The organism is Gammaproteobacteria bacterium (ex Lamellibrachia satsuma) (assembly GCA_019623805.1).
GTDB lineage: Bacteria > Pseudomonadota > Gammaproteobacteria > Chromatiales > Chromatiaceae > QGON01.
On the sequence record CP053680.1, the window covers coordinates 2,311,814 to 2,334,401 of the forward strand.

The window sequence follows — 22,588 nt, forward strand, 5'->3', positions numbered from 1 at the left end:
AAATACGCCTTGGGGCGTGATGGCCATTTTACTGCCGCTGGTCGGAGCTTTGGTCTGTTTTTTATGGCCGCGGCGCAGCGTCCCGCTGGGCCTGGTTACCGCGATCGGTGTGGCCACCTGCGTGGCTGGACTGGGCTGGCAAGTGGTGGTGCTGGGGACGCAACGCTACGCGGTCGGTGGCTGGGGCGCGCCATTAGGTATTGATCTGTACGCTGATGGTCTGAGTCTGCTGATGTTGATGGTAACAGCGGGGGTAGGGCTGGGCATCAGCGCCTATTCCACCGGCTATTTCGAACGCAAATCATCCGCTCTCTTTTGGCCGCTTTGGTTGTTCCTGTGGGCCGCGCTGAATGCCCTGTTTCTGTCCGCAGACATCTTCAATCTATACGTCACACTGGAATTGCTGGGATTGGCGGCGGTGGCGCTGGTGGCATTGGCCGGTGGTGCGGATGCCTTAACCTCGGCCATGCGGTACCTGCTGGTCAGTCTGCTGGGATCGTTGTTCTACCTGTTGGGCGTTGCGTTGCTCTATCACAGTTTTGGCAGCGTCGACATCGCGATACTGGCGCAACGGATGGAACCGTCGCCCACAGTGTGGGCAGCCGTGGGACTGATGAGTGCAGGCCTGTTGCTGAAGACTGCGCTATTTCCGCTGCACTTCTGGTTGCCGCCAGCCCACGCCAGTGCGCCGGCGCCGGTGAGCGCGCTTTTGTCGGCACTGGTTGTGAAGGCATCATTTTATATTCTGCTGCGGCTGTGGCTGGAGGTCTTTCCGCTGGGCAATGTGGCATTCGGACAACTGTTGGGTCTGCTCGGCGCGGCCGCTGTCCTCTGGGGTGGGATTCAGGCGCTGCGCCAGACCCGGCTTAAACTACTGATCGCCTATTCCACCGTTGCGCAACTGGGCTATTTTTTTCTGGCTTTTCCGCTGGAAACCGGTACCGCCTGGAAGGGGAGTCTTTATCTGTTGCTATCCCACGCTCTGGCCAAGGCGGCCATGTTCATGGCGGCCGGTAACATCATGCGTTTCGGTGAGCATGACCGTATCGCAGATCTCGATCGAGTGGCGCATCGCCTGCCCCTGACTGTGACTGCGTTTGCGTTAGCAGGCATCAGCATCATAGGTCTGCCGCCCAGTGGCGGATTTATCGGCAAGTGGTTGTTGCTTGATGCCGCGCTGCGCGCCGGTCAATGGTGGTGGGTGGTCATCCTGATCCTTGGCGGGCTGCTGGCTGCCGCCTATATCTTTAAAGTGATCGGCTATGCGTTTACCCAGGCCGGGGTGCTCCACGAAACGAGGGCGGTGTCCACTATCATGGAGTTGGTCGCGCTGGCGCTGGCGCTGGGGGCAATCCTGTTGGGTCTGTGCGCGCCTTGGCCGCTGGCGCTGATGGAGATCGGTTTGCCGTTTGGTAGGGAGAGCGCCGGATGAACTGGGACGCCGGGTTGCCGCTGCTCATTCTCTTCAGTTCCCTGTTACCCGGGCTGGTGATTTTTTTTCTGCCCGAGGAGCGCGTAGCAACCCGTACCACCTTGAACCTGGGTGGAGCGTTGCTCAAGCTGGTGCTGGTTGGGGTGATGATCTGGGGTGTTTCTCATGGGCACCATTACGAGATCCGCCTGCCCCTATTGCCTGGGCTGGACCTGGTGCTGCGTGCCGATGCAGAGGCGGTCCTGTTCGTCACACTTTCCACTGTGCTCTGGCTGGTGACTACCATCTACGCCATTGGTTATCTGGAGGGCTCACCCCATCGCAGCCGCTTTTTCGGTTTCTTCAGCCTGTGTGTGACCGCAACGATCGGTGTGGCATTGGCTGGAAACTTGATAACATTTCTGCTGTTTTATGAACTGCTGACCCTGGCCACTTACCCGCTGATCGTGCACCGGGGAACCGAGGTGGCGCGCCAGGCCGGGCGCACCTATCTCACCTATACCATCGCAGGTGGTGCCTTGTTGCTGGTAGGCACGGTGTGGATCTATAGCTTGGTTGGTTCGCTGGAATTTACCCACCGTGGATTTGTGGCGGAGTTGGTCGACACGCACCGGGCGGCACTCATTGTTATCTTTGTATTGTTGATTGCAGGACTGGGTGTCAAGGCAGCACTGGTACCCTTGCACGGTTGGCTCCCGCAAGCGATGGTGGCGCCGGCCCCGGTGAGCGCATTGTTGCATGCAGTGGCGGTGGTGAAAGCAGGCGCCTTTGGCATCGTGCGGGTGGTCGACGATGTTTTCGGCGTCGAGGTGGCGGCAGATCTCGGCGTTACGGGGCCGCTTGCCGCAGTGGCAGCAGTGACCATCATCTACGGCTCGCTACGGGCGCTATTCCAGGATGATCTGAAGCGCCGGCTGGCATTCTCTACGGTCAGCCAGGTCTCCTATATCGTCCTTGGTATTGCGATCGTCGGCCCGGCCGCGACCATCGGCGCCCTGGTCCATCTGGTGCACCAGGGTGTGATGAAAATCACCCTGTTTTTCTGCGCCGGCAACCTCGCAGAGACTTTAGGGATTCACAAAATCAGCGAAATGAACGGCGTTGGGAGGCGCATGCCCTGGACTATGGCGGCGTTTACTATCGGCGCCCTCGGTATGATCGGTGTTCCGCCACTGGCTGGTTTTATCAGCAAGTGGTACCTGGGGCTGGGGGCGCTGGACGCCGGACAGGGCTGGGTGGTTTTTGTCCTGGCTGGCAGCAGCCTGCTCAACGCGGGATATTTCCTGCCTATTCTGTACGCTGCCTGGTTCAAGGCGCCTCCCGATGCCTGGCCCACCGAGCGCACCTGGGGTCGGCGTGAAACGTTCTGGTTGCTACTGGCTCCCCCGGTAGTGACAGCCCTGCTGACCCTGGCCGCGGGATTGCTGGCATCGGCACCATTCAGCCCGCTGCAATGGGCGCGTTTTATCACGGCACAGGAATACTTGCCGTGAATACCACCCTGAGTGTTATTCTGCTGCTGTCGGTACCGGGGGTACCACTGTTGCTGGCGCTTCCAGTGCTGCGCTCACGCCTGTCCTGGCCTTGTCATCTGGCCATCTTGCCTGCCGCCATTCTGTTGATCTTCCCGGCGGTCGTTTCTATTGATGTGCCGTGGCTGCTGTTTGGCACCGGGCTGGGTGTTGGTGGGGCATCCCGATTATTGTTAGCGATGTCAGTGGTACTTTGGGCGGCCGCTGCGACCCTGCTGCGGACAGCCACCAGTCGATCAACGGACAATCACCCCGCTACATTTTTTCTGCTGACCATGGCGGGAAATCTGGGGACGATTCTCGCGACCGGGTTGGTCGGTTTTTTTGCCTTTTCGACGCTGATGGGTTACGGATTTTATGGTCTGTTGGTGACGACAGGAAACGCAGGGGCGCGGCGGGCTGGGCGCGCCTATCTTGGTCTCCTGATCCTGGCTGATCTGGCGTTATTTGAGGTTCTGTTGATCACGGCTGCAACGACAGGGGATTTAGGTTTTGAAGCAGTGCACCACGCAATGGCACAGTCACCTTCCCTGGGTCTGTATCTGTCGATGGTTGTCTTCGGCTTTGCGGCGAAGGCAGGCATCTGGCCGTTACACTTTTGGTTACCGCTGGCGTTTCGTTCTGCCCGGCCGGTGGTGGCCCTGCTGCTGGGCGGTGTTCCGGTTGCCATTGCTCTGCTCGGAATGGTGCGGTGGTTGCCCCTTGGTGAAATTACCTCGACTAAACTGGGATTAATCATCCAGGGTATAGGCGTGGCCGCCATGCTCTATGCCATTCTAGCCGGGCTGATACGGGCGCAGTTGAAGCTGTTACCCGCCTATGCTGTCATCATAACCACAGGATTGTTTGTCACCGCCCTGGGAACTGGGCTGGCCGATCCTGCTGCATGGGAAGGGTACGGGAATTTGGCACTTTATTACATTGTCTCTCTGGGACTTGGGCTAGCGGTTCTGGCCGTCACAATCGGGTGGCTGCAGGCGAGGCGCGAATATCCTGCCACGCCTGCGATGCAGACAGCCGACTCAAACCCGTGGTTTGAACGTTGGCCTGGAGCTGTCGTGCGGTGGGGAGCGAAAATAGGGTTCTATACCTTGCCCGGGTTGCGTTCTTCATGGCTGGCTAAAATGGGCTGTCTCCGGCAGATCTGTGCCTGGCAAGGAATCTTGGATAATGTCGAACATTCTTTGCAACGCTGGACCTTTGCAAGCACCCTGCTTTTGTTGCTGGCAATGGTGTTTGTATTTCTCGCTGCTTGCTGAATCACTTTTGTACGGAGTTGCTGCCCCGGGAGATGGGATGTCTGGCCCAGGGTTTCTTCCTTCACAAGCCGATGACGGCAGTGGCGTTGGCAGGTGTTTTTGCAGACAGATCTTGATCTGCCTGCAATCTCTTTTCCTGCGAATCCATTGCTGTGCTTGGTTGAGGCTTTCAGTGGCCGCCGTGATGATTATTTGGGTTTGAAATTAAATTTCTGCCCGCCAATAGCAGCTTCATACATGAGACCGCCTTTAGCCATGGTAAACGTGGCCATGCCACCCACATAGCTGGCTTTCTGTTTGGTCTCGCCTGCCCCTGCAGCATTACCCGCAGTACTGGTTTGTGCATTGGTTCCTGCAGTAAGCGCGACTGCGGAGGCCTGGGCGCTGAACTCAAAACTACCGCCCGTAAATTCATCGTAGGCCCGTTTGTCCTGTAGAAAAATTATCTGGCTGAATGCTTGCCCACCCAGCTGAAAACCGATACTGAGCTGAGTCATACTGGAATTGCCGGTATGGGTTCCTTTACGAAATACCTTTCCCTTTCCATGGGCGGCACCAATACCGATTCCCCCTTTACCGATGGTGGGAAAAACGGCATAACCATAAGCGTTCTTGAAGAAAGTGTGGGTATCCGGGGCTTTTTTGAACTTCCCTATCGTTGACTGGACTTCATCGGCAAACAAGGGCGCCGAGAAAAATAGTATCACTAGGGTAAGAACCAACTTTTTCATTACGACTTCTCTTTTTCGTCTCACAGAGGGTATTTTAGCAGGCTCTAGAAATTTGGTCCCGTTTCGCTCAAGGGCCGTTCCCTAAGTTTATTTAAGCGCTAACCTTAGGGAGGCAGGTGCGGTTTTTCACTGGCAATCGGGGGAGGGATGCAGCATGCCAAGCGAACATGGAACTGACGGGGCGAGAGACGGGTTGCAGGCTTGGGCCTGGTTGCCATTAATCCTGCTGCTATCCTTACATGTTCAGCTGGCGGACATGGTGAAATTGTCGGCACCCTGGTTGATCCTGCCTTTGGCGCTGTGGCTGGGCCAAAGGTATGGCAAGATGGGGTTGGCGGTGGTGGCGCTCGGCGGTCTTGGGTTGCCGTTATCCATCTCCTACGATGCTATCAGTCTGCCGGCATACCCGGACCTCTATCTTGCTGCCCTGTTTCTCGCTTGGTTACCGAGCAGACCAGAACCGCTGCAGCGCTTTGCAATCCGTACCCTCCCGGCTTGGGTGTTGCCCTTGATCCTGGGGTTGCTGGCTCTGAGCCTGGGGTTATGGGGAGAGCGCTACAGTGGCGACATCAAGCTGCAGGCGGTGTTTCACTTCCGGGTATTACTCTATCTGTTTGTATTCTCGCTGGGACTCTCCCGCGTCTCCCTGGGTGTGGCTCTGGGATCGCTGATCGGGGTAACCCTGTTTGGCGTACTACTGGATGGGTTTCAGCTGCCGCGGGATGCCGCAGTATGGCTGGGTGCCATCCGGGCCGATCTGCCCTTGTTGGGGTTGACTGAGCTGAAATATCTAAAGCTGGACTTCATCCTGGACACGCCTGCAGAGTTCCTGGCTGCCACCGGCTACCTGCTATTGGGACGCACGCTTCGTCCGCCACAGACTGCGGCGATGCCGCAGACTCTGAACCCGGGCCTTGCCGCCGTGCTGCTGGGGCTATTGCTTCTGGGTCTTGGGCGCGAGTTGAATCTCTGGTTGGTTAATGCCCTGGTCGATCCCGATTACCACAGATTCTGGAAGTTGCCTGTCTACTGGCGCTGGTTTGGCGTGGCAGAGGCCATACCACTGGCGGCGCTTATTGCCGGTCGGTATCTGGGTTACCCCGGACTGGTGGCACTGCTGGCTGGCGTTGTGGTTATGTGGGGTTTGGAAGGTGGCATGCGGGCTGGTTTCGAACTGTCACAATTCAGACCCTATATCTTGCTGAGCACTCCTCTGTATGTGTTCGGCTTTGGCAGCCTGGGGATACAGATCCGAGCGCTACTCGAAAATCGCACCGTCCCCTGGTGGTCGAACGCCTGGGCTTTTTATCTGTTACTGGTGTTGGTCGTCCTGCTCCAGTTGTGGCCACTTGAGTCACCACTCGATCTCTATTGGCTGTGCGCGCTTTTTGTTGTCATCACGGGAGCTAGCCTGCTGGTGCCCCGGCTTTGGCAGTGGCTTGCACCACTAAGTAAAAAGCATACCGGCTGGCTGGCGTTGATCAGTCTTTGTCTGTTGCTCTATTCCGTGCTGGCAAACTACCAGGCGGCTTGGGAGGCTTTGCAAGTCTTGGGAGACCAGCTGAACCTGTTTTGGTTACTGGCACTGGGCCAGCAGGTGGATCTGGAGTTGGATAACCGCATGCTGCTTGCCAGTCTGGCCCTGCTTGGTATGGGCGTTGTCATCTTTGCAGTTCGTGCCGCACTGGCTGCCGCTGACGATCTCTGGGGCGATCTGGTGGAGCTGAGGGATCGCCTCACCGGATCACAAGACAAAGGGGAAAGCGTACCAACGGCAGGCGGTGGTGGTGGGGAACAGTTGGAAATTACGGTTGTCGACCTACTCAACCGGTGGCTTGGACGCCTTGGGTGGGGCTGTGTTGCAGCTGCATTGCTACTGCCCGCAACCATCGGTGGGCAGGCAGCCTGGCAGTCGTATAGCAAGCAACAGGCGCGGGCGGCAGAACGTTTGGCGAGGAAGTCGCAAATGCCGGAGCGCAGGCAGCATTCCAGGCAAGACATAGACTCCCAGCTGTTGGCTGCGGTGGAGGAATTCACCGCCTCATGGCCCACGACTCAGGTCCATGCCGGATACGGACGCATGAGTTATGATATCGACTGGTACCAGCATCCGGACTACCCAAGCGAACGTCTGCGTATTTATCTGGTCGTTAATACGCCGGATGCCCGCAGGACTGAGGCGAGTCTGAGTGAACGCAGGCAGCGTGCGCTGAAGGTATACGTCTCCAGATTGAAACAGGGTCGTTTCGGCCTTTGGGTGGAGACGCGGTCGGAGGAAAACCGGCAGCGAAAACAGGCCATCGCTGATCAGATTGAGGCGTCCATAGTCGCACGTGCAGGACAGCTGCCCACTGGAGAGCTGTAGGGTTCTCCCCTTTTGCGTCTACAAGCGGGCATTAGCAAGCCTTTGGGTTTGGGCCTGTCTCGGTTAAGAGAGGTTTAACTCGGCGGCATGTACCAGGCGGATGGAATAGGCGCGGCGGGCTTCCCGCAGCTTATCATCAAATTCCTGGATGTTGGATTCGATCAGTGCGACCAGCTCTCCCTGGCTGAGGATATCCCGCGCATTTGTAGCAAGGTCCCCGTTGAGTGCCTCGATTCGCTTTTGCGCCCTTTTCTCTGCCAGATTGATTATCTGAGCCTGCCCGAAAACCTTCGGGGCAGGGGTTTCAGTGGCCAGCATTGATCCTTCGGCGTCTATCTGCTTCTCTATGGCATTGGCTTGCTGCTCCAGTTCTTCGATGCGCTGATAGATATCCTTGCGGATCTGGAACAGGTTGCCGACACCCTCTTCGGCCCACTGCTGGATCTCTGTGAAATACTCTGTCTTCACCATCTGCACGGCTGTAATGGAGTCGGGCATTGACAGAATATGTTCGTAAACGGTTTTCCAGCTACTCTTCCGTCCTTTGTACAGCTGGCTCATGTAGCGCAACAGTTGGCCGAGGGCCTCACTGTAGTCGTAGTTGGGGCAAGCTTTACTCATTGCTTCAATGACGTCGGCGTAGTCAGCGGCGGTAACAAGAAATGCATCACCGGAATTCTGAGAAAAACCTTCTCCATAGATACGAATCAGTCGCTGCAGAAAATTACTGTACTCTCCAGGAATCAGTTGGGTATTCCGGCTGCGGATAATGCAGGAGAGTTCCAGCAGCATCTCCTGAATCTGGCTGATATTGGCCGTGGGGGCCTGGTGCAGGAGTACCGACTCAAAATAGTCCATATAGTCCACCAGGATCTGTTGCGATTTACCTGGTGCGAGGAAAGGCTTCTGGCCGCAATAGACCTGCTGCAGATCTTTTCTATGCTGCAGGATCTGGTTCGGTGTCCTCAGTTTTAGGTTATGCATGTTCATGATTCAGTAATATATCATAAACTAATATACTGTGTTGGAACCGTGCCACATTTTTTACATCAAAACCACTCTTTTCGAGATCAGAACGCCTTCCCATGATGTTTTACCACAAGCGATGTTAAGGTATTTACGATGGTTATAGCTAGTAACTGATTGATTGTTTGAATTATTTTTAATGTTGTTATTGAATTGATCACTAAGATCAAAAGCATGTCACCCTGTGAACAAACCTACTAAATTACCGTGTATTTTTCAAAGGAAATATTGACGGTGTGCCTAATCCCTATACGAGGCACGCGTTCTCTGTATTGAGCGTTGCTACAATGACGCCATAGGTGACGAATCAATTTTCGGGAGTGAGGTGTATGGAAAAAGGAAAAGTTGCAGCAAGAGAGCCGGTTTCTGTGGAGTTGCAGGCGGGTAAAGAGTACTGGTGGTGTGCCTGTGGGCGGTCAAAAAATCAGCCGTATTGTGATGGCTCGCATCAGGGGACGGAGATATCACCACTGGGGTTCAGAGCGGAGAAATCAGGGGAAGCCTGGCTCTGTATGTGTAAGCAGACGGCCAATCCGCCCTATTGTGACGGCAGTCACGAGAATATTGTCGAAGAGACGGATTGATCCTTTTGGCCTCTGTTTCAGTAGGGCGGAGGATAGTTTGAACACAGATTTTGGAGTGAACGTAGGGTGCGCGAGGCGCACCCTACCGGATGAATTAAACGCCACTCATCATCTTTTCAGGATGGTTTGAATTCCGAAACCTGAGTTTGAACATGACAGGGATCCATTTTTCCCTCAAAGGGGTTTCAGCTGCTTACGGGCCTGATCGCTTAGAGGGATCAGGTCCCCGGCATTGACCTGGTCGATCGTCTCATAACCCATGATGCGCAGGTAGTCCTGCAGCATCTCACGAGTCCCACCAAAGAAGTTGGCGATTCTCTGTGCGCCCTTGTCGATATCGATGCGTTGACGCAGTTCCCCTTTCTGGGTGGTGATCCCCACAGGACACTCATTAGGAGCCACAGGCGCGATAGTATTCGCAACCGAGAGCAAACAGGGCGGCGGTGGCCAGGGCGCAGGCATCCGCACCCAAGGCCAGGGCTTTCATGATGTCAGCCGGTGTGCGTACGCCTCCAGTGGCAATGAGGGTGACCGGCCGTTGCGGATGGGCCAGGTTATGCTTGTCGATAAGGTGACGGGCGATAGGGAGCGCCTCTGTCAGTGGCATGCCGAACTGGTCGCGCACATAGGTGGGAGCAGCGCCGGTGCCACCGCCGAAACCGTCAATGGTAATGAAGTCCGGCAGCAGGGAGAGGGCGGATGTGGTGTCGGCAGCCACTTCGTTAGCCGCGAATTTGATGCCGATGGGACGGTCGCCACCATCCAGGTCACGGATCTGTTTGATCCGCTGCTGCATCTGCTTCAAGTTTTCGATGTCGGGAAAACGGGCTGGTGAATGAGCAGTGGTACCTGGCACCAATCCCCGAACTTCAGCGATATCCCCCTGTACTTTGTCTCCAGGCAGTTCACCACCCAGGCCGGGTTTGGCGGATTGTCCCAGTTTGATCTCGATGGCATCTGCCTTGGCGATAGCCTGCTCATTCCAGCCGAAGTAACCGCTTGCCATTTCCAGGATATATATTGCGGCGGCCGCTCGTTCTTCGGGCAGCATGCCTCCTTCACCAGAGCAGGTCAGGGTGCCGGCGAGTTGGCTACCACTAGCCAGTGCGACCTTGGCCTCCTTCGAGAGGGCGCCGAAGGACATATGGGAGACGTAGGCCGGTAGTGTGATGTGCAGTGGTTTGCCGGCGCCCCGGCCGATGGTAACAGCGGTGTTTACTGTCTGCCCGGAGAGTCTGGGGGGACGTTGGAGCTGTCCTGCACGCAGGTGAAAATGGTCGAAGTCCGGTAGTGAAGGCAGCATCGGAGTAGGGGCGCCCATCGCCTCAATACCGGGTTTTAGCCCTTTCGCCAGCCGCTTGATCAGGTAGTGTCCACGGGCGTCCTGATGCCAGCGTCGCCACTCTCCCTGGTAGCCCGCAAAACTGGCCTCTGGCAGGGGATCGACCGCAGCGGCATCAATGTAGACTGAATTGTCACGAATCTCTGCGGGATAGGTGGCGATCCGGTCCTTTGGATTGTAGGGGGAGACGCCGGTCTTCAGATCAAAATTCCACTGGTGCAGTGGGCAGATTGCCTCGCCGTTTTCCACATGCCCACGGGACATCTGCCCCTCCCGATGGGGGCAACGATCCTCCAACGCATAGACCTGACCCTGGTCAAGGAACAGGGCCAGGGGTCTGCCGCGAACCGTGACGTGAAAACCGTGTCCGGGCTCCAGTTCCGCCAGGTCGCAGACTTTATGTGGTGCATCCATTGAATATTTCCTCGTGTGGATTCAGAACATCCTGCCAAATACCAGTCGGATCAAACCCAGGCCATCGCCAAAACGATAACCCAGCCCAATGCGGGGCAGTTCGAATGTACCGGTGTCCGTGTTCGTTGACAGATCAACCGTGAAACCGACCTCCCATAACACATCCACCTCTTGAGTTTGTCCAAGGGGATTGACAAAATCCAGGTCGCCGAAATAGAGCTGGTTCATGGCATAGGCATTGAATCTGGCCTTCCAGCCAAAGTGATTAAGATTGGTCGGAAGTAAAACATCAAGGCCGGTTTCAAAGGAGTAGTAGTCATCCCGGATATCGCTTTCATGCAGCTGATAACCCGCATAGCGTAAGCGGTTGCCAAACAGAAGATCGTAGCTGCGCCAGTCAAAATTGTAGCGGCTTTCCAGACCGATGGAGTAGATCCAGGCGAAGTCGCTGCCACTGCTGGCCTTGCCAACGCCCAGGTCGACAAGCGGGGTGAGAATCCACTGTTCTGAAACCGGCAGATGGAAATGGAGGCCGGGTACGAAACTCAGGGTCCCAAGCTGCTCCTGCAGGTTAGGGATCTCAAGGTCTCTGAAATCAAAGTTGAATAGACCGATAGTGACTGGTGTGGTGACTTCCAGCCCCCAACCATATTCCTCTATGGTGCGCAGGTCGCAGGAGAGGGGGATATTGAATACCGTGACCGTGCGGTCCCGGGTGGCATAGATTCCTGAGCCGATAAAGGGGGCGAAGGCGTAGTTTGGCAGCTCTTCCTGTTGCAATGTCTGTACTGCTGCCTGCGATGAAGTGCAGAACATGAGCAACAAAATGAAGCAAAATCTCGTGAGAGCCATCTATTCCTTATCCGGCAAGGTTAAGGGCTATTATTGGCGTATGAGATATATCACACAATATATAAATGTTTCCGCGCAGTGTGTCAGTCTTAAACATGACTGAGATGAAAAGAGTATGGCGTTGGCCTGTCGGTGTGGCGGCCATCCTTTTGTTGTTGGTTTTGGGTTTGATGCTGACGGCCGCTTACTGGCTGAATGCCAATCGTGACTTCCTTGCTGCCAGACTCAGTGAAACCCTTGGGCGTGAGGTCAGCCTGAATGGTGAACTTGCACTGGGTCTATCCCTTCATCCCACCCTGGTGGCTGAAGATATCTTCATTGCCAATCCTGCCTGGGCATCCAGGGCTAATCTGCTGAAACTGAAGAGGCTGGAGCTGCAACTGTCACTGCTGCCATTGTTGAATGGTGAGCTGGTGGTCAAGCGACTGCTGCTTCAGGGTGGCGACCTGATGCTGGAGTCCGCTGAGAAACAGGGTGGTAACTGGGTATTTGCCGCCGGAAAGGCGGCGGAAACCTCCGATGTTCCCAGTGAAATGCAGCTGCCGGTGATAGAGAAACTGCAGCTGGTGGAGTTGCGGCTGGGATACCAGAGTGGTGGAGCCATGCCCAAGATCGTGCAGGTGAAGCGCGTCGAAGCCAGCCTCTCAGCAACAGGGGAATTGCAGGCCACCGCCGGGTTTGATTATCACTCGGTAGATCTGTTCGGGCGTTTCAGCGGTTTGATCACTGCGGCAGGTATCTCAAATACCCGTCTCGATTTGAAGACTGAACAGAACGCGCTTCATGCCGAGCTGAAAGGTGAGCAGGTGACATGGAAAGTGACTGCCAACTCGAGTGATGAACTGTCGCGCTTGATTGGCGCTTACCTGCCGGAAGGCGCCTCTGCCGACCTGCAGGGTGCGAGTCGTTTGACCGGGTCGGGGTTGCACTTCCTCGACTTGAAGGGTTGGCTTCGTAACCTCTATGGTTTCGATGAGTTCACTGTTGCCGATGGCAGTGTGAAGGTTGCAGGTGGCCGGGTCGAAGTTGACTTGGACGGTCTGCTCGAACAGCGTGAAACCAGACTGCAGTTCTCTCTGGGAGAGAGTCAACAGACTTTTGCTGACGCGGCAAACTGGCCACTGGAGGCCGGGGCGCAGACGGACAGTGATCGATTGACGGTGACAGGGGCGATAATTCCGGGCGGCAAAACGGTCACCAACCTGACTATCAGGCTTGAAGGCAAAGAGTTGTCGCATCTGCCGTTGCTGAAGGGAAAAGTGCCGAAGACTGGTGCCTTCCAAATTGAGGGCCAGGTGTTTGCGGAGGGGGCACAAGTGGCGTTTACAGGGATTAACGCCAAGTTTGGCGGCAGTGATATCTCCGGGGCGTTGACCCTGCATCTGGATCAGGTGGCCGCCCGCATTCAGGGCGGTCTACAGGCGAGACGGCTCGATCTTGCGCCATTTATCAGCTCGAAGCCGAAACCACAAAAAGCGCAAGCCGGGGAGAAAAAGGCGCCTCAGAAAGGCCTGCTCGACATGCCGTTGGAGGTGCCCTGGCCTGAGTCGTTGGCGCTGGATCTGAAGCTCTCGGTCAAGCAGGTCGCTGGTCTGGATCTGCCACTTCAAAAGCTCAAAGGGCATCTGAAGATTGATGGCAATACAGTCGGGATTGGGGGATTGCAGCTGCGCCTGGACGGTGTGCCTCTCCGGGGTGGTCTGCAGATGAAAAACGGTGAGAGGCTGACCGCTGATCTGACCAGTGGCCCCGTTGCACTTGAAAAAATCGCCTCCCGGTTGGGGATGGATGAGAACCTGGGCGGAGATCTGCAACAGATCCAGCTGCGCTTTGCCGGTAACGGTGGAACCCTGGGAGAGTTGTTGGCGCAGGGGGAGCTTCGGGTTGAAACGTCGGCGGGACATATCGTTTTTGGAAAGGCGGACGGTTCGACTCCCTTGGATTTTGCAATCAGCCGTTTGCAATTCGCTTCTCTGAATGGAAAAAACGTGACGCTGAATGCCGAAGGCGGGTTGCGGAGTGAATCCTTCAATTTACAGGTGACAGGCCCAGAATTGACTACGCTGGTGCAGGGAAAACCTTCTCTGCCGGTTTCAACAAAACTCACCTTGGGGAAAACGGAAGGAGCGCTGTCACTGCATCTGGACGGAGCCTCCGGCAAGCTCAAAGGGCCCCAGTCTTTTTCGATCCACTGCCCTTCGTTGCAAACACTGTCGAAGCTGATGGGAGTGGCACTGCCGGAAACCCCGGCCTATCGGCTTGAAGGTGAAGCGATGGCCTCGAAGGAGCGGGTGGTGTTTTCCAAACTCCGGGCAGAAGCCGGCAAGAGCAGGATAGTCGGGGATCTGCAGATCGGATTGCAGGGCGACAGGCCTGATATACGGGGAGAGTTACGCGCCGAGGTCATTGATCTTGCAGATCTACAGCCATTTTTTGCGGGAGAGACACAACCTCAGGAAGATTTGTCGGAAAGCGATTGGCTGTTTTCGGGGCTTTCGCTGCCGCTCTCTTTGTTGACTCACTTCGACATGAATCTGAAGCTGAAGTTGCCAAAACTGGTACATCGCAACGCCCCAGTGGGTAGCCTGCATGCATCCGTCGATCTCAGTGCAGGTGAACTGCACCTAAACCCCGTCGTTTTAAAACTGGATAGCGGAGGTAGCTTAAATGTCACTGCAAGCGCCAATGCAGCTACAACACCGCCGCAATTGGCTCTGCAACTAAAAGTCAGCGAGTTTGACTATGGTGTTCTGTTGGAAAGGCTGGATGTTACACAGGATGTGGATGGTAGTGCCGATTTCGCGATGGATATTTCCGGGTCGGGATGGAGTCTGCGTGAGGTGGCGGCAGGGTTGGATGGCCACCTGGTGCTGGTTGGTGGTAAGGGGCGTATAAAAAATCAGGATCTGCCCTTCAAACTTAAAGACTTTGTGGGAACCCTGTTACCTCAAATGGGACTCAAAGATGAACCGGTGATTGATCTCAACTGTCTGGTTGACCGGCTCGATTTCAACAAGGGGGTTGGATACAGCCGCAGCATGTTGATCGATACCGCGAAGTTGACTATTGCGGGTGCTGGGGAGATTGATCTGCGTGATGAGACTCTCCATATGATCCTCAATCCCCGACCAAAAGAACTGACTCTGGTTTCACTCACCAACCCGGTGAAACTGGAGGGCAGGTTGCATGCCCCGTCCATCAAACCAACAAAACTGGGAACATTGAAAACTATTGCCGGTGTGGCTGCGGGTGTCGCCAACCCTGCCTATCTACTGCTTGCCTTCGGTGATGTCGGTGTGAGTGAAGAGAACCCCTGCCTGGCGGCTGTCCGTCAAACGGAGGTTGCGGCCAAAGCGAAGCAGGGAGTGGGTGGCTTGACTGGAGAAGTTGAGGCCGACCTGACTAATCAGCTGGATCGTTTTGATCGGACTATCAAAAAGGTATTCAGTCCATTGGAAAAGATTCTGGGCCTGGAACAAAAGCAGAAGGATGAGTCAAAGGGTGAGGAGAAACCTCAAGTAATCTCTCCTTTGCTGGACTTTGAATGAAGGGCTGTGGATAAAACTCAGATTTGATTAGACAGGAGAGTATATTCTCCACTCGCATCTCAATGTGGGTTGACTGTCTGGGGTCACCCTATTGGGCCGATGCAGCTGTCTCCTCTACAGTAAAACGTTGCCAGTACTGATAGTGCGAGACGCGGCCGGAAGCCAAGATAAAATCCTCCGGGATGGTGAAGGAGAAACGCAGCAGCTCGGTCCAGCCTTCTGTCCCGGTCACGCGTGCCTGCAATTGGGCGGTGTAGCGACCGGCGGTTAGTTCATCGGCAAAGTCCAGTGGCACAAAGTCGATATCTTCCAGCAGTGACGGTTGGCCCGGTTCGAGCATGATCGGAGTCAGACGATCCCGCTGTTTCTGGATCTGGGGTTCGATCGAGGCCCAGCGTTCCCACTCGAAATCCTGTGCGACCCAGACCGCTTCCCAGGTGATGGACTGACCCTCGCCCTGGGACAACAGCTTCAGTCCCTCAATGCCGGCCACCCTGTCGCCTGTGTTTCTGAGGGAGAGAGGAAGCCTCATCTCCGTCTCGAACCAGATGTCTTTCCTCGGATGCTGCCAGCTTTGAGTCAGTGAGTTCCAGCGCAGCAGCAGGTTGGCGTCCGGCACGGTCGCCACCAGCCGGTACTCGGGAGTGAACAGAAGGGTTTTGGCCTGGTTGACCAGGTTTTGCGTGGCGGTGGTGAATTGGCTCAAACCGATCAACAGCGAGCCAAGCACCATCAGGGTGGCCAACAGCGGTCGGTTTTTGATTTCGTTAAAAAAACGCTCGACCAGGTTTTTTGGGGGCACGTTCATAGGTTGCGCTTACTCAGTGGAGGGTACCTCATAATAAGTAAGTTTAGACCCTGTTGCGTGGAGAGAAAGGGAGCGTGCTCTTCGCGTTCTTTGCGGTTAGGGAGTCTCTGATCAACTGTCATTTCCATCCTTAGGTTCGTAAACGCTACATCCGTGTAGCACTACTCGAACGTAGTGAGAAATCTCATACCACGAAACCTGCTATGTGCCCTGTAGTTTGAGATCTCTCCCTACGGTCGAGATGACAATAATCCAATTGATCAGAGTTTCCTTAGATATGGGTTTCCGGAGGAACACAAATTAATCCGATTATCCCTAACTGACCTCATCTACCGGCAGTTGTTGGCGGACGTCTTCGCGACAGTGCTCCACCCGGTTTCTGCCGTTGTTTTTGGCTCGATAAACGGCTTCATCTGCAGTGGCAAGCAGATGTTCTCCGACCTGTTCCAGTGATGCCTTGCCCAGCGTTGGCAGGGCCTCACTGATACCGATGGAGACGGTGAGCGGTATCTGTTCACCGCTATCAAGGGTGATGGGGTGGTTTGAGATCTCCAGGCGAATGCGTTCAGCCAGCAGTTTGGCCTCGTCGAGGGAGGTTTGCGGCAGCAGCAGGGTGAACTCTTCTCCGCCGTAGCGGGTGGCCACGTCACTGGCGCGCAGTTGGGAACGAATACGGCTGGCCAACTCCCGTAATACGGTGTCGCCCGCCTGGTGACCGTGGCCGTCGTTGACCTGTTTGAAGTGATCCGCGTCGATAAACAGGCAGCTCATGGGCTGGCGATAGCGGTTGGCCCTGGCCAGTTCCTCCTTGAGCCGCCGGTCGAGATAGCGGCGGTTGTGCATCCCGGTCAGCGCATCGGTGAGGCCGCTGATGATCAACCGCTCCCGGTTTACCGCATTTTCCAGGCAGACGCCGCCGATCGCTGCCAGCCTGTGCAGAAAATCACTGCCATGGTGGCGCGTGAACCTTTTGCTGTCGGTACTGCCGAGGTTTAGGCTGCCGATCAGTCGGTTGCGACAGAATATCGGTAATATCGCGATACTGCGCAACTCGCTTCTCGAAGAGAAGAGCGAATCATGGTCGGGACTGAGGAAGGGGCCTAACCGGGGGCGTTGCAGCGTGGCATACTCTCTGTTGACCGAATCGATCTGGTCGACAAAGCGAACCAGAGGAAAGGCATCTTCCGGGATGCCCGTATTATAGAGCAGGCGGCGGATATCGTGCTCTTGATCTTCGATAATCAGCTGGATCGCTTTTACCTGAAAGGAGTCCTGCAGGCCATCGGTCATGCTGTTCAGCAGTTCCGGCAGGGAGTTGGCCGAGAGCAGTTCCAGCTCTCTTTGGTGAAAGCGTTTGAAGGTGTTTTCGTTGTGCAGGGCCTCGCGTCCCAGTTCCAGCAGTCGCTGGCGCAGCATCCGATTTTCCTGTTCCAGACTCCTCATGGTGACGTTTCTGTTTTTCTCCCCAAGTGATTAAGTGCCTATCGGCAGTTCCCGGAAAAACTTGAATGGGAATATTATTCCCTTTATGATTGAGTAAGTGGATCTGACAGGGAGGTTGGATAGTGAACTTATTCAGAAAAACAGTTTTTGGCGTCCTCTTGGGGCTCACTCTTGCAGGTTCGGTGGGACAGCTTCTCGCTGCCTCCCGCGGTGGTGTGACGGTCTATCGATGTCAACAGCCAGAGGGGGATGTGACGTTTCAGCAGATCCCTTGTGTTTCGGGTGAGCAGCAACGGACCCGCATAGTGAACCGGAGTGCAGGCCTGAGTCCCGCCAAACCGGCCCTCAGGCTGCAAAGAACAAAACAGAAAAAGGCGTCCAAACGCCGCTCAAAAGCCACGAAACCCCGCCGCAAGCGCAGTGAAGAGAAACGTTGCTGGGCAAAGCGGAAGAAGCTGGAAAAGGTCGAAAAGCGCCTGCGTGCCGGATATAAGGCGAGTCAAAGCGACAAGTTGCATCGTCAGCAGGCTGACTACGAGGATTATCTGAAGCAGTTCTGTAATACATAAAACTCATGTTTCTGCGTTCAAACCATCCTGAAAAGAAGGAGGGTAGCGTTTAATTCATCTGGTAGGGTGCGCCACACGCGCTATGCTTGCTTGTTCTGGTGCGCACAGCACATCCTACGTTCGTCACATTCGCAATGAACTCAGGAACTTGAGAAAAACTCCGGGTTTCTGTAGGAGCGCCGCCTCGGCGCGAATTCGTGGTTTGGCAGTGTGCGGTCTCCTACAGACGCTAATTACTCAGGTTTTCAATACGCCAATCCTGGTAACTGGGTTGGCTGAGATAACCCCGACTGGTGATGTAGTTGATGACATTTCGCAGGCGATAGAAGCGAACCACGGAATCGACCCGCATGATCTCTTTCCCCCCTTCATCGAAAAAGATCAGCGATGGGGTGTAGAAAAGCCCCAGGTCTTGTGCCCAGGCTTTTGCGGTTGTCTGCCGTCCATCCGGAGTGATGACTGGTGATTCAGAATAGATGTCCAGCTGAACGTTGTCGAATTTACGGAACAGTTTGTTGATGGCGGGATCCCGTAGAGGTTGACCGTGCAGAACATCACAGGCATGACACTCTCCCTGCTCGAAAAAGACCACCAATGGACGTTCGCCTTTGAATCGGGTGCGATCAAGGTTGTGGGGCGGCGGGATGAAGTAATCCTCTTCATTCAGATCCCCAGGCTCGAAAACCTGCCCTTCGTCACCCCTTGCAAGATAGTCGGGAAAAGACTCCTTGCGGTAGTGGCCATCCGCAACATATTCCAGGGCGGCGCGGAATTTGTAGGGGGGGTAGTACCCTCGAAGGCGCAATGCTTCATCGCCCTCCCGGCCGTAGAAAATGAGGGAGGGTGTGAAGTTGGTGTTCTCCCTGATCGCATATTCCCGTTCAGAGAGTGTCACACCTTTGAGGTCAGTGAGCTCGTCGACGCCCCAGATATCGATGGGGATGATGTCGAAGTGGCTGCGGGTATAGGTGGTGATGTCAGAGAGGCCAAAGTTAACCTGCATCAGCATCTTGCAGTAGGCGCAACGCCGTTGCCCGAAATAGACGATGATGCCCTGTTTGTCCTGCTCGATGGCCTCCTGCAGATCCTCCTGCAGATCGAGAAAGCTGTGTTTGAACCAGTCAGGGTGATCCATCGGCTCCTCAAGAGGGAAGTCATCGAATTCGAAGACATCGTTCTCCTGTGCGCCCGCCCAGAGGAGCGTGGATTGCAGGCAGAGCAACGGGATGACGATGCTGCTCAGCAAGCGCTGGATGAAGGTTCTCATAAATGTTGGCCCTTCGCTGGTTATGACGACGATGGAGCCCGGAGCCTGCAACGGGTAGTTGTTATTTGATAGGTCGCTATCGTTGACTGAATTATATGGTATCGGCGGAAAAGTACAGCGCTGGTCTAATCCGTATGGCGGTTAACCGCACTACAGATAGGCCGACCATTCTTCCGAAAGATCGCCGAAGACAAAAAAGTGGGGATTCAATAGCGAAGGTTTGGTGTTGTACAAAAGCGGTCTCATGTGGGTATCGGTGATGCGTCCGCCAGCCGCCTCGACAATTGCCTGGGCTGCGGCGGTATCCCACTCGGAGGTGGGGCCGAGACGGGCATAGAGATCGGCCCTGCCTTCTGCAACCAGGCAGGATTTCAGGGAGCTGCCCATCGGGATCAGTTTGTGGTCCCCGATTCGTTGCAGAAATGCCTGCAACTGTGGGCCAGCGTGAGAGCGACTGCCGGCGATGATTGGCGGGTGCCTGCACTGCCGGGTCACATGAATATTTTCAGGGGATAGCTGTTGCCGGATACGCCAGGCCTTGCCGTCGCCAGTGCTGTAGTAGGCAACGTCGAGCATCGGTGCATAGATCACTCCGGCAACCGGCCGCTGTTGTTCGATGAGTGCAATGTTGACGCTGAACTCCTCATTGCGTTTGATGAACTCTTTGGTGCCGTCAAGGGGGTCGACCAGCCAGTAGCGCGACCATTTTTGCCGGGTCTCGAAAGGAATCGCCTGTGACTCCTCCGAGAGTACCGGGATCTCCGGTGTCAGCTCTTTGAGCGCCGTGACGATGACCCGGTGCGCGGCGAGATCTGCCTCGGTGAGTGGCGTGTGGTCGGTCTTTTCGGTGACGCTGAACCCAGAATTGTAGATAGTCAGAATGGCATCGCCCGCTTGTTTGGCAAGGTCGAGCAGGGTCTGGACTGGAATAGGCAGGGACATGTTAAGTGGCCTCTGATTTATTCTGGACGAAGCAGAACGCAGGATGCACCGCGCGCACCATAATTGCTGTAACTGCTTATTCCGGTGCGCGCGGCGCACCCTACCAGATGTCCATGTATTGAATTAAACATTGCCCTCATCTCTCAGGATGATTTGAACTCCGAAACTTGAGTTAAATCAATAGCCAAACTGTTTGCGTGTCAGGCTGATGGCGGCAATGGAGCGTGACTCGGTGAAGTCGGGTTGTGCCAGCAGTTCATGCCAGGCCGAAAGTTTCCAGGGAACGACTTCGATGGGTTCAGGTTCGTCACCCTCCTGTTTGTCGGGGAAGAGATCCCGGGCCAGGATGATGTGGGTAAAGTGCTGGATATAGGCCGGGGCAATGCTTACCGTACGCAGCAGTTCCAGTCGATTGGCGCCGTAGCCGACCTCCTCGCGGATTTCACGGTCGGCGGCCTGTAGCGGATCCTCCCCCTCCTCGATACGGCCCTTGGGCAGGCCGAGTTGGTAGTCGTGGCTGCCGGCGGCATATTCACGAATCAGCAGTACGGTTTCGTCATCCAACATGGGTACTATCATCACCGAGCCGCGACTACCGCCGAGCAGTCGTTCATAGTTGCGTAACTCGCCGTTGGAAAACTCCAGGTCGAGTGCCTCGACCCGGAAGATCCGGGATTGGGCTGCAATTTTCTGCTTCAGAATTTTTGGTTTTTGCGGCATATTGCTTCGACAGTCTGTTTAGGCTGCCATCTTACCGGAATCACTGAACGTGGGGCGAATCGATGTCAGCACGGCACTCCCGGAAAAACTCGTCTGGCCGCATTTTAATCATTGAGGACACATCACACCGATGATCGACTGGAACCAAATCGATACCGTTTTGCTCGACATGGACGGTACCCTACTGGATCTGCATTTCGACAACCACTTCTGGATGGAGTATGTGCCGCAACGTTATGCCGAAGCGCGGGGACTCTCTCTGGATGAGTCAAAAGCGGAGTTGCTGGGGCGTTATAAAGACATGGAGGGCACGCTGGAGTGGTACTGCGTCGATCACTGGAGCCGGGAGCTGGGGCTGGACATCGCACTGTTGAAGGCTGAAGTGGACCATCTGATCGCCGTCCACCCCCATGTGATCGACTTCCTGGATCAACTGATGTGCGCCGGTAAGCGCCGGGTGCTGGTGACCAATGCCCATCAGAAGGCGCTGGCATTGAAGATGGACCGTACCCATCTGGCGGGATTTTTTGACCGGATCATCTGCGCTCACGATTTGGGGTTGCCGAAAGAGGATCCAGCGTTCTGGGGCAAGCTGCAGAAGGTGGAGCCCTTCGACAGGGAGCGGACCCTGTTCGTGGACGATAGCTTCCCGGTGCTTCAGTCGGCAGAAAACTACGGCATCAAGTGGCTGTTGGCAGTGGTGGCGGCGGACTCAAAAGGACCCTTGCGGGAGGCGGGCCATTTTCCGGCGATTCATGACTTCTCGGAAGTGATACAGGGGTTATACTGCCGCTAACCGCTTTTTATCCAGCAGAGTATCCGGTTGTTGGCCGGCATTTCATAGTCATTGAGCAATACCATTCCCCCTTTGTGTGCGAGGGTGTCGAGGGCCTCGAAATCCCGGATGCCGCTCTCCGGATCGCGCCCCTTGAGCCAGTCGTCGAAGCTGGCATTGCTTTTGCTGGAATAGCTGCCGTTGTAGTTGAAGGGGCCGTAGAGTGCAAACAGACCATTTTCAGGTAGCAGCTCAGCAACCCCGGAGAACAGTGCCTCCACCTCGTGCCAGTGCATGATGTGGGCCGTGTTGGCGGAGAAGACTGCGTCGACCTGCAGTGAGGGCCAGTCGGGCTGGCCCACATTGAGCAGCAGAGGGTGACGGGTGTTGGGCAGACCGGCTTCGTCTAGCCAGAGGTGGATGCCCTCGTGATGGATTGCCTGGTCGCTGGTGTGCCATGTCAGGTGGGGCATTTTACGGGCAAAGAAAACGGCGTGCTGGCCGGTGCCGCTGCCGATCTCCAGTACGCTTAAGCAGCCACCGAAGAGGGGTTCGATAACGGCCAGGATGGGCTCCCTGTTCTGATCGCAGGATTCCGCGTAGGGTTTCATCTATCTGCCCCAGGTCTTGAATCGTTTCTTGCAGTAGCCCAGCAGTTCAGCATAGTTGCGGAAGTAGAGTTCGAACCCCTCTTCGGCGGGAGCGTCGAATTCACACCAGTCGTTTTCGTAATCGCGGCAGATCTGCGGACGTTCGTCGTAGATGCCGCAGCCGCCATTGGGCTGGATGTGTTCGCAGCGCCCCTGAAAGATCAGGAACCAGCCATCCTCATCCTTGTAGATCTCTACGCCCTGGTGGGAGACCTGCCACAATAGATGTTCAAAATCGGTCTTCGCGCGGGGGGCGACCCCCAAGGCCTCTGTGATGTAGGTGCAGCATTTGGTGTTTGTGCAGCGGCCGCATTTACCGTCCATTTCAG

General features: G+C 55.6%; 20 protein-coding genes. 8 read left to right on the top strand and 12 right to left on the bottom strand.

The window, feature by feature from the left end; genetic code table 11:
- Positions 1 to 19 precede the first annotated feature (19 nt).
- From HPY30_10015 to HPY30_10025, 3 genes are read left to right on the top strand one after another with little or no spacing between them, the layout of a single operon-like run.
- Positions 20 to 1,432 (top strand): oxidoreductase, encoded by a 1,413-nt coding sequence (locus HPY30_10015; protein ID QYZ67989.1) that lies wholly within the window; start codon positions 20 to 22, stop codon positions 1,430 to 1,432.
- Positions 1,429 to 2,925, top strand: a complete 1,497-nt coding sequence (locus tag HPY30_10020; GenBank protein ID QYZ66297.1) for a monovalent cation/H+ antiporter subunit D family protein — start codon at positions 1,429 to 1,431, stop codon at positions 2,923 to 2,925. Before HPY30_10015 ends, HPY30_10020 begins: the two co-directional genes overlap by 4 nt.
- Positions 2,922 to 4,223, top strand: coding sequence for a formate hydrogenlyase (locus HPY30_10025; GenBank protein QYZ66298.1), 1,302 nt, complete (start codon positions 2,922 to 2,924; stop codon positions 4,221 to 4,223). The genes HPY30_10020 and HPY30_10025 overlap by 4 nt, the downstream gene beginning before the upstream one ends.
- A gap of 188 nt (positions 4,224 to 4,411) precedes the next feature.
- On the opposite strand, the gene HPY30_10030 is transcribed toward HPY30_10025, so the two are convergent.
- Entirely contained in the window at positions 4,412 to 4,954 is a 543-nt protein-coding gene (locus HPY30_10030; GenBank protein ID QYZ66299.1) for a lipid-binding SYLF domain-containing protein, read from the bottom strand.
- Positions 4,955 to 5,108: 154 nt separating this feature from the next.
- Between HPY30_10030 and HPY30_10035 the strand changes: the two genes are divergently transcribed.
- Positions 5,109 to 7,319, top strand: a complete 2,211-nt coding sequence (locus HPY30_10035; protein QYZ66300.1) for a hypothetical protein — start codon at positions 5,109 to 5,111, stop codon at positions 7,317 to 7,319.
- 63 nt (positions 7,320 to 7,382) lie between these two features.
- Here HPY30_10035 and HPY30_10040 read toward each other — a convergent pair whose 3' ends face one another.
- The gene (locus HPY30_10040) at positions 7,383 to 8,303 is read right to left on the bottom strand and encodes a hypothetical protein (GenBank protein QYZ66301.1); all 921 of its coding nucleotides are present in this window, start codon (positions 8,301 to 8,303) and stop codon (positions 7,383 to 7,385) included.
- A gap of 371 nt (positions 8,304 to 8,674) precedes the next feature.
- Between HPY30_10040 and HPY30_10045 the strand changes: the two genes are divergently transcribed.
- Positions 8,675 to 8,929, top strand: coding sequence for a CDGSH iron-sulfur domain-containing protein (locus HPY30_10045; protein QYZ66302.1), 255 nt, complete (start codon positions 8,675 to 8,677; stop codon positions 8,927 to 8,929).
- A gap of 174 nt (positions 8,930 to 9,103) precedes the next feature.
- Here the strand turns inward: HPY30_10045 and HPY30_10050 are convergent, their stop codons facing one another.
- The 3 genes from HPY30_10050 to HPY30_10060 are packed head-to-tail and all read right to left on the bottom strand — an operon-like array spanning position 9,104 to position 11,537.
- Complete coding sequence (locus tag HPY30_10050) at positions 9,104 to 9,310, bottom strand: hypothetical protein (protein ID QYZ66303.1); 207 nt, start codon at positions 9,308 to 9,310, stop codon at positions 9,104 to 9,106.
- 10 nt (positions 9,311 to 9,320) lie between these two features.
- Entirely contained in the window at positions 9,321 to 10,685 is a 1,365-nt protein-coding gene (locus HPY30_10055; protein ID QYZ66304.1) for a Rieske 2Fe-2S domain-containing protein, read from the bottom strand.
- A 21-nt stretch (positions 10,686 to 10,706) separates the two neighbouring features.
- Positions 10,707 to 11,537: an AsmA family protein gene (locus HPY30_10060; protein ID QYZ66305.1), complete on the bottom strand. Its 831-nt coding sequence runs from the start codon at positions 11,535 to 11,537 to the stop codon at positions 10,707 to 10,709.
- A gap of 104 nt (positions 11,538 to 11,641) precedes the next feature.
- Here HPY30_10060 and HPY30_10065 point away from each other — a divergent pair, with 104 nt between their 5' ends.
- Complete coding sequence (locus tag HPY30_10065; protein ID QYZ66306.1) at positions 11,642 to 15,085, top strand: AsmA family protein; 3,444 nt, start codon at positions 11,642 to 11,644, stop codon at positions 15,083 to 15,085.
- Positions 15,086 to 15,173: 88 nt separating this feature from the next.
- On the opposite strand, the gene HPY30_10070 is transcribed toward HPY30_10065, so the two are convergent.
- Together HPY30_10070 and HPY30_10075 are read right to left on the bottom strand one after the other, a co-directional pair.
- Complete coding sequence (locus tag HPY30_10070; GenBank protein QYZ66307.1) at positions 15,174 to 15,893, bottom strand: hypothetical protein; 720 nt, start codon at positions 15,891 to 15,893, stop codon at positions 15,174 to 15,176.
- Between the two features lie 315 nt (positions 15,894 to 16,208).
- Positions 16,209 to 17,336: a sensor domain-containing diguanylate cyclase gene (locus HPY30_10075; protein ID QYZ66308.1), complete on the bottom strand. Its 1,128-nt coding sequence runs from the start codon at positions 17,334 to 17,336 to the stop codon at positions 16,209 to 16,211.
- A gap of 122 nt (positions 17,337 to 17,458) precedes the next feature.
- Between HPY30_10075 and HPY30_10080 the strand changes: the two genes are divergently transcribed.
- On the top strand, positions 17,459 to 17,905 hold the full coding sequence (locus tag HPY30_10080; protein ID QYZ66309.1) for a thioredoxin: 447 nt from the start codon (positions 17,459 to 17,461) through the stop codon (positions 17,903 to 17,905).
- Between the two features lie 229 nt (positions 17,906 to 18,134).
- Here HPY30_10080 and HPY30_10085 read toward each other — a convergent pair whose 3' ends face one another.
- The 3 genes from HPY30_10085 to nudE all read right to left on the bottom strand — a co-directional run bounded on the left by HPY30_10085 (position 18,135) and on the right by nudE (position 20,834).
- On the bottom strand, positions 18,135 to 19,172 hold the full coding sequence (locus tag HPY30_10085) for a thioredoxin fold domain-containing protein (GenBank protein QYZ66310.1): 1,038 nt from the start codon (positions 19,170 to 19,172) through the stop codon (positions 18,135 to 18,137).
- Between the two features lie 150 nt (positions 19,173 to 19,322).
- A complete protein-coding gene (gene cysQ / locus HPY30_10090) occupies positions 19,323 to 20,114 on the bottom strand; it encodes a 3'(2'),5'-bisphosphate nucleotidase CysQ (GenBank protein ID QYZ66311.1) in 792 nt (263 codons plus the stop codon).
- A gap of 177 nt (positions 20,115 to 20,291) precedes the next feature.
- A complete protein-coding gene (gene nudE / locus HPY30_10095; protein ID QYZ66312.1) occupies positions 20,292 to 20,834 on the bottom strand; it encodes an ADP compounds hydrolase NudE in 543 nt (180 codons plus the stop codon).
- Between the two features lie 130 nt (positions 20,835 to 20,964).
- Between nudE and yrfG the strand changes: the two genes are divergently transcribed.
- A complete protein-coding gene (gene yrfG, locus HPY30_10100; GenBank protein ID QYZ66313.1) occupies positions 20,965 to 21,630 on the top strand; it encodes a GMP/IMP nucleotidase in 666 nt (221 codons plus the stop codon).
- Here yrfG and HPY30_10105 read toward each other — a convergent pair.
- The gene (locus HPY30_10105) at positions 21,627 to 22,220 is read right to left on the bottom strand and encodes a DUF938 domain-containing protein (GenBank protein ID QYZ66314.1); all 594 of its coding nucleotides are present in this window, start codon (positions 22,218 to 22,220) and stop codon (positions 21,627 to 21,629) included. The two genes, yrfG and HPY30_10105, sit on opposite strands and share 4 nt — an antisense overlap.
- The gene (locus HPY30_10110) at positions 22,221 to 22,583 is read right to left on the bottom strand and encodes a YkgJ family cysteine cluster protein (protein QYZ66315.1); all 363 of its coding nucleotides are present in this window, start codon (positions 22,581 to 22,583) and stop codon (positions 22,221 to 22,223) included. It lies immediately after the preceding gene.
- Positions 22,584 to 22,588 lie beyond the last annotated feature (5 nt).